This window comes from Shewanella sp. ECSMB14102 (genome assembly GCF_000813075.1).
Classification (GTDB): domain Bacteria; phylum Pseudomonadota; class Gammaproteobacteria; order Enterobacterales; family Shewanellaceae; genus Shewanella; species Shewanella indica.
Genome location: NZ_JWGX01000043.1, coordinates 41,178 through 50,447, shown reverse-complemented (window position 1 = coordinate 50,447; position 9,270 = coordinate 41,178). Strand labels below are relative to the sequence as shown.

7 protein-coding genes are annotated in these 9,270 nt (G+C 50.2%); 5 read left to right on the top strand and 2 right to left on the bottom strand.

The features are described 5' to 3' along the window. Window positions 1-393: 393 nt before the first annotated feature. From rlmKL to rmf, 5 genes are all read left to right on the top strand, one after another. Window positions 394-2,523 carry a bifunctional 23S rRNA (guanine(2069)-N(7))-methyltransferase RlmK/23S rRNA (guanine(2445)-N(2))-methyltransferase RlmL gene (gene rlmKL / locus RC73_RS14380; protein ID WP_039035297.1) on the top strand — a complete coding sequence of 710 codons (2,130 nt, stop codon included), beginning with the start codon at window positions 394-396 and terminating at the stop codon, window positions 2,521-2,523. Further along, window positions 2,516-2,746 carry a glutaredoxin family protein gene (locus RC73_RS14375; protein WP_039035296.1) on the top strand — a complete coding sequence of 77 codons (231 nt, stop codon included), beginning with the start codon at window positions 2,516-2,518 and terminating at the stop codon, window positions 2,744-2,746. The genes rlmKL and RC73_RS14375 overlap by 8 nt, the downstream gene beginning before the upstream one ends. A gap of 1 nt (window position 2,747) precedes the next feature. Continuing rightward, on the top strand, window positions 2,748-4,661 hold the full coding sequence (locus tag RC73_RS14370; protein ID WP_039035295.1) for an ABC transporter ATP-binding protein: 1,914 nt from the start codon (window positions 2,748-2,750) through the stop codon (window positions 4,659-4,661). A 28-nt stretch (window positions 4,662-4,689) separates the two neighbouring features. Beyond that, entirely contained in the window at window positions 4,690-6,531 is a 1,842-nt protein-coding gene (locus tag RC73_RS14365) for a DUF3466 family protein (RefSeq protein ID WP_039035294.1), read from the top strand. 182 nt (window positions 6,532-6,713) lie between these two features. Next, window positions 6,714-6,890, top strand: a complete 177-nt coding sequence (gene rmf, locus RC73_RS20165; RefSeq protein ID WP_082014336.1) for a ribosome modulation factor — start codon at window positions 6,714-6,716, stop codon at window positions 6,888-6,890. A 96-nt stretch (window positions 6,891-6,986) separates the two neighbouring features. On the opposite strand, the gene fabA is transcribed toward rmf, so the two are convergent. Together fabA and RC73_RS14355 are read right to left on the bottom strand one after the other, a co-directional pair. Then, window positions 6,987-7,502, bottom strand: coding sequence for a bifunctional 3-hydroxydecanoyl-ACP dehydratase/trans-2-decenoyl-ACP isomerase (fabA, locus tag RC73_RS14360; RefSeq protein WP_039035293.1), 516 nt, complete (start codon window positions 7,500-7,502; stop codon window positions 6,987-6,989). Window positions 7,503-7,578: 76 nt separating this feature from the next. Beyond that, window positions 7,579-9,183 carry a Lon-insertion domain-containing protein gene (locus tag RC73_RS14355; RefSeq protein ID WP_039035292.1) on the bottom strand — a complete coding sequence of 535 codons (1,605 nt, stop codon included), beginning with the start codon at window positions 9,181-9,183 and terminating at the stop codon, window positions 7,579-7,581. Window positions 9,184-9,270 lie beyond the last annotated feature (87 nt).

The window sequence follows — 9,270 nt, the reverse complement described above, 5'->3', positions numbered from 1 at the left end:
CATGCTGCTCCATCCCGCGTCCGATTTGTGCTAATCAGTTTGAATTCATCATTAAGGAATTTGCTTACGGCGCTGGATATGAACCGACAACCTTCGAGGCTCTTATAGAGAATTGAGCCCGGCTTGTTACCATGCTGTTCCATCCGGCGTCCTTCAAAGCGGGGTGGACTATAGCGACCAAGGCGCGGCAATGCAAGGACAAATCATCAAAATGCCATTGAGTGTTCAAATTTGATTCATCTGTGCGTGGAGATTAAACCAGTTGATTACAACTCAAACAATTTTGCTGTGGTTGAGAAAGAAAAGCGGTACTGAAAACGGAAGTTTTTATCTTTTGCCTGGATCAATGGTTATAATGCGCCATTCATTTTTGCTTTGCTATCTGGTTAGTTCATGTTGAATTTTTTTGCGGCGGCCCCCAAGGGGTTTGAATATGCTTTGGCGCAGGAACTGCGCGAGTTCGGTGCGCTTGAGGTCAAGGAAAGTTTGGCCGGGGTCTATTTTTCCTGTCCACTGGAGCAGGCATACCGCATTACTCTTTGGACCAGATTGGCAAGCCGTATTCTTCTTATATTGCATCGCGGGCCCTGTGACTCAGCAGAACAGCTTTATAATGCTGCTTTCTGTATCGACTGGCCGAGCCACTTTGACAACCGTTGTACCTTTAGTATCGACTTTCACGGCATGGGCGGTTTTATCAAGAACACCCAGTTCGGGGCCCTCAAGATTAAAGATGCTGTGGTGGATCGTTTCCGCGAAGATGATCTTAACCGTCCCAATGTGCAACGTGTTGATGCCGACTTCAAAATCGATGCTCACTACCGTAACGGCCAGGTAACCATAGCGCTGAACTTCTCCGGGCCGGCGCTGCATCAACGTGGTTATCGCAGCGGTACCGGTGAGGCGCCATTGAAAGAGAATCTCGCTGCCAACATGTTGGCCCGCGCCCAATGGGATAAACAAACGCCTTTGCTGGATCCATTTTGTGGCAGTGGCACTGTGTTGATTGAGGCGGCTATGATAGCGGCCGATATGGCCCCCGGACTGCAACGCAGTCGCTTTGGCTTTGAGCACTGGCATCGCCATGACGCCAAACTTTGGCAAAGCATAGTCGAGGAAGCCAAAGCGCGCGCCAGCATAGGCAAGAACCGTTGTGAAGTGAAGTTCTTCGGCTCGGACATAGACTCGCGCATGGTGGCGCTGGCCAAACGTAATGCCAAGAGCGCCGGTGTCAGTGATCTGATCGAGTTCAGTGTTGCCAATGCTCTCAATATTACGCCACCGCTGGACAAAGGCTTATTGATCTCCAACCCGCCTTATGGCGAGCGTTTGGGCAATGTCTCCTCCTTGTTGCAGCTTTACTATCAGTTTGGCGACAAGCTCAAGCGTGAGTTCGGTGGTTGGCAAGTGGCCTTGCTTTGCAGTGATATCGAATTGATCTCATCGCTTAAGCTCAAGGCCGACAAGCAGATGAAGATGTTCAACGGGGCACTTGAGTGCGCCTTTAACCTCTATACCCTGCATGCCAATTCTACCCGCAGGGCGGCGGTGGCAGCCGAGCAGTCGGGGGCTGAGGTCAGTGACATCGCCAGTGCCTTTGCCAACCGGGTGAAAAAGAATCTGAAACAATTGGATAAGTGGGCCCGTAAAGAGGGGATCGACAGTTATCGCCTCTATGACGCAGATATTCCTGAATATAATGTCGCTATCGACAAGTATATCGATTATGTGGTGATTCAAGAGTATGCAGCGCCTGCCAGCATACCTGAAGCCGTCAGCAAGCGACGTTTGACTGATGTGCTTCTGTCTTTGCCCGGCGCCATAGGTGTAGAGCCGGACAAGATCATCCTCAAGACCCGCGAGCGGCAGAAGGGTACAAATCAGTACCAGCGGCTCGACAAAGAAAAGCTGGAGCTGGTTACCCAGGAATATGGTGCCCGTTTCAAACTCAACCTGACCGACTATCTGGATACCGGGTTGTTTCTCGATCACCGGCTTATTCGCAAACTGGTGGGCAGTAAAGCCAACGGCCGTGATGTACTCAACCTGTTCGCCTATACGGGAACCGCGTCGGTGCACGCCGGGCTTGGCGGTGCCAAGTCGGTCACGACTGTGGATATGTCCAACACTTACCTTAACTGGGCCAAGGATAACTTTGTGCTCAATGGTTTGATTGGCAAACAGTACCGTTTCGAGCAGGGCGATTGCCTGCAATGGATCCGCGATTGTGACCGCAAGTTCGATCTTATCTTTATCGATCCGCCAACCTTCTCCAACTCCAAACGGATGGAAGACTCATTCGATGTGCAGCGCGATCACGTCAAGTTATTGTCTGATCTGTTCAAACTGCTCAATCCTGGCGGAGAGATAATCTTTTCCAACAATAAACGTAAGTTCAAAATGGATATCGAAGCCATGGCGGCTCAGGGTATGTCAGTCACCAATATGGATGCCCAGATGTTGCCAATGGATTACAAGCGCAATCCGCATATTCATAATACTTGGTTGATCACCCATGCCTGAGACGCCATTGACCCTATACCACACAGATGGTTGCCACCTGTGTGAGTTGGCCGTGGCCTTGCTCGATGGCCTTAATATTCGTTATCGCACCCAGGATATTTGCGAGCAAGAAACGCTTGCCGAGCGCTATGGCGTGCTTATTCCTGTGTTGGCCAATCGCCAGGGTGAAGAACTCTGTTGGCCCTTTGATGAACAGCAAGTAAAACGCTTTACAGGAGCATAATGTGAGTCTGGTTCGTATCAATAATGGCTCGCTTGCCTATGGTTATACCCCTCTGCTACAGCAGGCAGATTTCAGTATTGAAGCCGGCGAGCGGGTCTGTATTGTCGGCCGTAATGGTGCCGGCAAATCCAGCCTATTGAAGGTGTTGGCAGGAGAAGTCCTGCTCGATGATGGTGAGTTCAATATCGCCACCGATGTGAAAGTCAGCCGCTTGCAACAGGACCCACCCAAAGCGGAGCAGGGCACTGTCTATTCCTATATTGCCGCCGGTCTTGCAGATGTGGGCCAACTGCTCGAAGAATACCATCAGCTGTCGCAGTCTATGGCCAAGGCCCAGGGTGAAGCGCTCGAGAAAATGCTGAAAAACCTCGAGCGGTTGCAATCCAAGCTGGATCACTTCGATGGTTGGCAGCTCGACAACCGTATTCAGCAAAACTGCCGATTGCTGGGGTTGGACCCGGATAAGCCTCTGTCTGAACTCTCTGGCGGCTGGCAACGTAAAGTCGCCCTGGCCAGAGCTTTGGTGAGCGAGCCAGATTTGTTACTGCTCGATGAGCCAACCAACCACCTGGATATCGACACCATAGAATGGCTGGAACAGTTTCTGTTGGGATATAAGGGCGCCATCGCCTTTATCAGTCACGACCGTGGCTTTATTCAAAAGATTGCCACCCGCATAGTCGATTTGGATCGCGGAGTGGTCACCTCCTGGCCCGGTGATTACCAGAGCTATCTTGATGGTAAGCAGGAGTGGCTCAGGGTTGAGGCTGAGCAAAACGCGCATTTCGACAAAAAACTCGCCGAGGAAGAGGTGTGGATCCGTCAGGGGATCAAGGCTCGCCGTACCCGTAATGAAGGTCGGGTGAGGGCCCTCAAGGCCTTGAGAATGGAGCGCCGGGCCCGCCTGGAGCGTCAGGGCAATGCCAGAATGCAGGTCTCCGACGCCGAGCGCAGCGGCAAGTTGGTGTTTGAGGTGCGGGATCTCAATTACAACCTGGCAGATAAGGACCTGGTGCGGGACTTTTCCACCAACGTGATGCGCGGCGATCGCATCGCGCTGATTGGCCCCAACGGTTGCGGTAAATCCACGCTTATCAAGTTGTTGATCGGTCAGTTGGCGCCGCAGAGTGGTGAAATCAAGACGGGCACCAAGCTGGAAGTCGCCTACTTTGACCAATACCGCGAAGCCTTGGATCCGGAAAAGACGGTTGAAGAGAACGTCGGCGAGGGTAAGAGCACTGTTACTGTTAACGGCAAAGACAGGCATATCCTCAGTTATCTGCAGGACTTTTTGTTTTCGCCCATGCGTGCCCGCACACCGGTCAAGGCGCTCAGTGGCGGTGAGAAGAACCGTTTGCTGCTGGCCAGGTTGCTGCTTAGGCCGGCCAACCTTATCATTCTCGATGAACCGACAAATGATCTTGATATAGAGACACTGGAATTGCTAGAGTCTCTGCTCACTGAATATGAAGGCACTTTGTTGCTTGTCAGCCATGACCGGGCCTTTATTGATAATACAGTCACCAGTTCCTGGTGGTTCAGCGGCAATGGCCGTTGGAGTGAATATGTCGGCGGCTATCAGGATGCGGTTGCCCAAGGGGCACGTTTCTATCGCGATGCTGAGGAACCTGAGGCGGCTAAGCCTGTCAAACAGGAGGTTGCGCCGCAAAAAACTGCAGAACCCAAGACAGCCAAAAAGCTTTCCTATAAGCTTCAACGTGAGTTGGATGCTTTACCTGCCTTGATGGAAACACTGGAGCAGGAGCTGGAACAGCTGCAGGAGCGCGTCAATCAGCCGGACTTTTATTCGCAGGATCAAACTATTGTGAGCAGCGAATTGCAACAGTTGGCAGAGAAAGAACAGCAACTGGAGGCTTACTTCGAGCGTTGGGAAGAACTCGAGTCAATGAAGTGAGCACAAAATTATAATGGGAATCAAATTAATGAAGTTGAATAGTGCGCTGTCATTGGTGGCCATGGGGGTTATCAGTGTATTACAGGTATCGCAGGCGGCTCCTGTCTATGAAGTCGTTAACCTGGATGAATATGATCTCAAAGGTAACCTGACCGATACTCGCACCGGTTACGGTATGGGCGTTAATGCCAATAATGAAGCCATCGCTGTGGCTAAGGGCAAGAAAAAGCTCAGCACCTCGGATGTAGACAATGATGACGGTATCATCGACATTGAAGATGGTATTGCTCCCGAGGAAAAGATCACTTATTCCATTAATAAACCCATCATTGCCAATAATTTCACCTTCAACTCCCAGGAAAACGATCCTGTGAGTCCCTGGACGCCTAATTTTGAGAGTATCAACGGTAGCACACCGCCGGCTGATACGGATCCAGCCGATCCTACAAGCGTCAACTCGGTTGATAGTTTCCTCTATGACATCAATGATGCCGGTATTCGTGTTGGTGCCATGACAGGTAAAGAGAAGAAGGTTGACTATACCGGGGAAACCGAAGGGCAGGAGTACTGGTATTACCGTGACTTTGAGCAGCGCGGTTTTGTTAAAGACAGCAGTACTGAAGTGCCGCTGTTGCCGCCTTATACCACTTACACCAAAGATGATAAAACAGCGGAGCTCGGTGGTTGGTCGATGGCTTCTGCGATCAACAGTAAAAACCAAATTGCCGGTTATGCCAGCACTGCTATCAGCAAATATGGGGCAGAGAGAGTGGCTATTTGTCTCAGCGACGACAACACGTTGCCGCTGGATGTTTGTCTGCAAAGGGAAAAGTACCCTAATGCCAATAATACCCGCAATATTCAGTACCAAATGCGAGCCTATGTTTGGCAATACGAGAACGGCGCGGTTACCGGTACCGAGTTACCGCTTGGTCTGACACCCGGTGATTCAGACTATACCTTTACCGCGCAGGGGCTGGGGCTGAACAACGCAGGGGTTGTTGCCGGACGCTCCCATGTTTATCGTTATAACGATTCAGACAACCTGAGAATGGATGCGGCTTACTGGAGTAAAGATGCCAATGGTGAATACAAGTACCATTGGATCCCGGTTGTCGATGATGATGTGCGCAACTCCATTGCCTATGACATCAATGATGCAGGGATTTTGGTTGGTAGCTACAACAAATATATCCAAGGTTATATCCGCGATAAGTTCTTTATCTACGATACAAACACCCCGGAAACCAAGCCGGTTACCCCCAATGATTTCTATAGCACCATGTCGGATCTCTCCAGCAAGCCCAGAGATATCAACAACAAAGGTCAGGTCGTGGGTTATATTGAGTCAACCCATGACAAAGATAAACCAAGGCCGAAAGTGGGCTTCCTGTTTGATAAAGAGTCCGGTGAGTTCAGTAATCTCAATAAGTTGCTGACCTGTGAATCAAAAGGCTATGAGAAAGATGCCGAAGGCAACTGGAAACGTCATGAAGTGAGTGTTGAGGACGGTTCAGGCAAAACCCTGACCTACAACACTGACATAGTGGTGGTGGAAGCCAACAGCATCAATGAGGAAGGCACCATAGTCGGTACTGCCTTTATCCGTAAGCCTTCTTATCAGTTTGATGAAAAAGGTAATTTGGTAATTGGTGAAAACGGCAAGCCGCTGTTTGAGCTTAATGGCAACGGTCAGCCAGTGACTTCTTATCTGCCGCGTATGGTTGTTCTTAAGCCCAGTGGCAGTGGGGAAGCCTGTACTCAGGTGGACGACGGTGATATTGATAAGCCGTTTGAGCGTTCCGGTGCGGCCAGTTTGGGTTGGTTGGCATTGCTGCCGCTTATCTGGTGGCGCAGACGTAAAATTTAAGCTTGGTTTAAGCCTGTGAGATCGGCGCCTAAAAGGCGCCGATTTTTTTTAATCAGGATCTCAATAGTTTAAAATTTCTTCGCTATAATTGGCGATTTTTTGATTGATCTCGGCGTTGAAAAGTTCTATTCATAGCAAGTGAAGCTGATGCTTCTATGTAAAATAGTACAGAGGACGCTTGCATGAAGAGACAAAAACGAGATCGTTTAGACCGAGCCTTTTCGAAGGGATTCCAAGCCGGTGTCGGCGGCCGCTCCAAGGAGCTTTGTCCTTATTCGAATCTTGATTCTCGCTCCCAGTGGCTAGGAGGTTGGCGCGAAGGGGTAGAAGGCCGGATAAGCGGCCTGTTCAGTAAGTAATTCAGCAAGATTGCCCTCTCAGAAGAGGGCATTTTTATGCATCTCTGAAAACAACAAGGTCGGCAATTGCCGACCTTGTTGTTTGAATTCTCTACTTTAGAAGGTGGAAGTATCGCTGAACACACCTACTTTCAGATCCGTGGCCGAGTAGATCTCGCGGCCATCTACTTCCAAAGTTGCATCGGCAATGCCCATCACCAGTTTACGGTGTATGGTGCGCTTGATATTCAGCCTATAAGTTACCTTCTTGGCGCCTGGCAGCACCTGGCCGGTAAATTTGACTTCGCCTACACCAAGTGCACGGCCTTTACCCACAGCGCCCTCCCAGGCAAGGAAGAAACCAACCAGTTGCCACATGGCATCCAGCCCCAGGCAACCAGGCATAACAGGATCATCAACAAAATGACAGCCAAAGAACCAGAGATCCGGATTGATATCCAGCTCTGCAACAATTTCACCTTTGCCGAAGGTGCCGCCGTTATCGTTGATGGTGACAACTCGGTCAATCATCAACATATTATCCACGGGGAGGCGAGGGGAATTCTTGCCAAATATCTCACCATGGCCACAGGCGATAAGTTCTTCTTTGTTGAAACTGTTTACTTTAGTCATTGTTGTTACCACATCCTTCTTCAAGTGCCGCCAAGATTAGCGAACAGGTGTAAGCTAAACAACTCCGATCAGCTAGTTATTGATTAAAAAATGGCAATCTTGCCAGTAACCTCGCAAAATAGCTTGGTTCTTCATCAAGATTACCTGCCAATCTGTCCAGTCGTTGTTGAACCATGCCGTAAAGCGTGTCCTCTGGGAAGTTGTTGTCCTCGTCGGCTTCCCCGGCTTTTATTCCCATCAGCAGAGTGACGGCTTGGTCTACATGAGTGATTTCGTAGAGCTGGAATAATCCTTGTTCTACCGCTGTTATAACATCGGGTGTCAGGTTGAGTTGCTGCACATTGGACTTGGGCATAATTACTCCCTGGCTGCCGGTCAAGCCGCGCCTCGCGCAGAGTTTGAAGAAGCCTTCAATCTTCTCATTGACGCCCCCAATTGCCTGTACATTACCAAACTGATCCAGTGCGCCGGTTACCGCGAGTCCTTGGTCTATCGGCTGTTCGGTTATGGCCGAGATCAGGCTGCAGTATTCGGCGAGAGAGGCGCTGTCACCATCAATTTCCTGATAGGATTGCTCAAATACGATATTGGCATTGAGGTGCAAGGGTGCATCGCGGCCAAATACCCGATAGAGACACGCGGACAGGATCATCATTCCCTTGGCGTGGATATTACCCGCCAACTCAGATTTCCGTTCAATATCGGCGACTTCACCATCTCCATAGTGCACCGATGCCGTTATCCTGGCCGGCTCGCCATAGCAATAATCCAAGGTGTCTATTACAGTCAGGCCGTTAATTTGCCCCACCATAGCGCCTTCAGTTGGCAAATAGATGAAGGCGTCATCAAGATTTTGTGCCGACTGCTGCTCTTGGGCGTTATGCCGTTGTTGGCGTTGTGCCAAGGCATGTTCAATGGCGTTGGCATCCAGCGCTTGTCCTTGGCTATAAAAAGTAGCTTCAGCGAACACTTGTGCCAAATCTGCGCTGGCGAGGCTCAAACGTTGTTGATGCTCTGTCAGGCGACTACTGTATCTGAGCAGAGGCAGTAAGGCCGACTCTGTCAACTGACAATGGCTGAGTTTTGCCAGTTCTGCCAACCAGACTACATAGTCATTGATAGCGACTTTTTGCAGGTCTACTTCAAATACCAGTTCGCCAAGCAGGGCAAATAACTCGCTAAATCTGCGTTCGTGGAACCTGAGTTCGCTGTAGAGCAGACTCGAGCCCACCAATACAACTTTGGCTTGAAGTGGCTGCCATTGCCCTTGAAGCTCGAAACCACCTTTTTCAATGGCATCTAATAATAGCTCCCATAAAGGCTCACGTTTCCACAGGGATTCGGCGCAGATAAAGAGTATTCCTGGCGTTGTGAGGGCACCCGGTTGCCTTTGTTGTTGACTATCCTGATGGCCGAGTAGCTGCGCCCGGGTGATGCGACCGCTCAAGTATTGCATCGGCATCTTGCTCTGGGCGCTCAGGGCTTTAAATAGCCAAACGCGGTGGATACCCTGGAAATCTGCCAGGAAAAGTTGTTGTCCTGATAAAGTTTGCAGCAGGCCAAAGGCCTCTATGACTCTTTCCTGTCCAAGTAATAGATCTGTCAGTTGGCTCGATGTGGGAAGCTGCAGATTGGAGTATTGAGGGGTAAGGGCCCCGGCCGGGATCAAGCTAGGCTTCATTGTGGCTCAAAGTCATTTAAAGATAAGCTGATTTTACCACAGGGGTGACGGAGCGGCATGGTAAATCTCCATTCTGGAGCGGCTTTT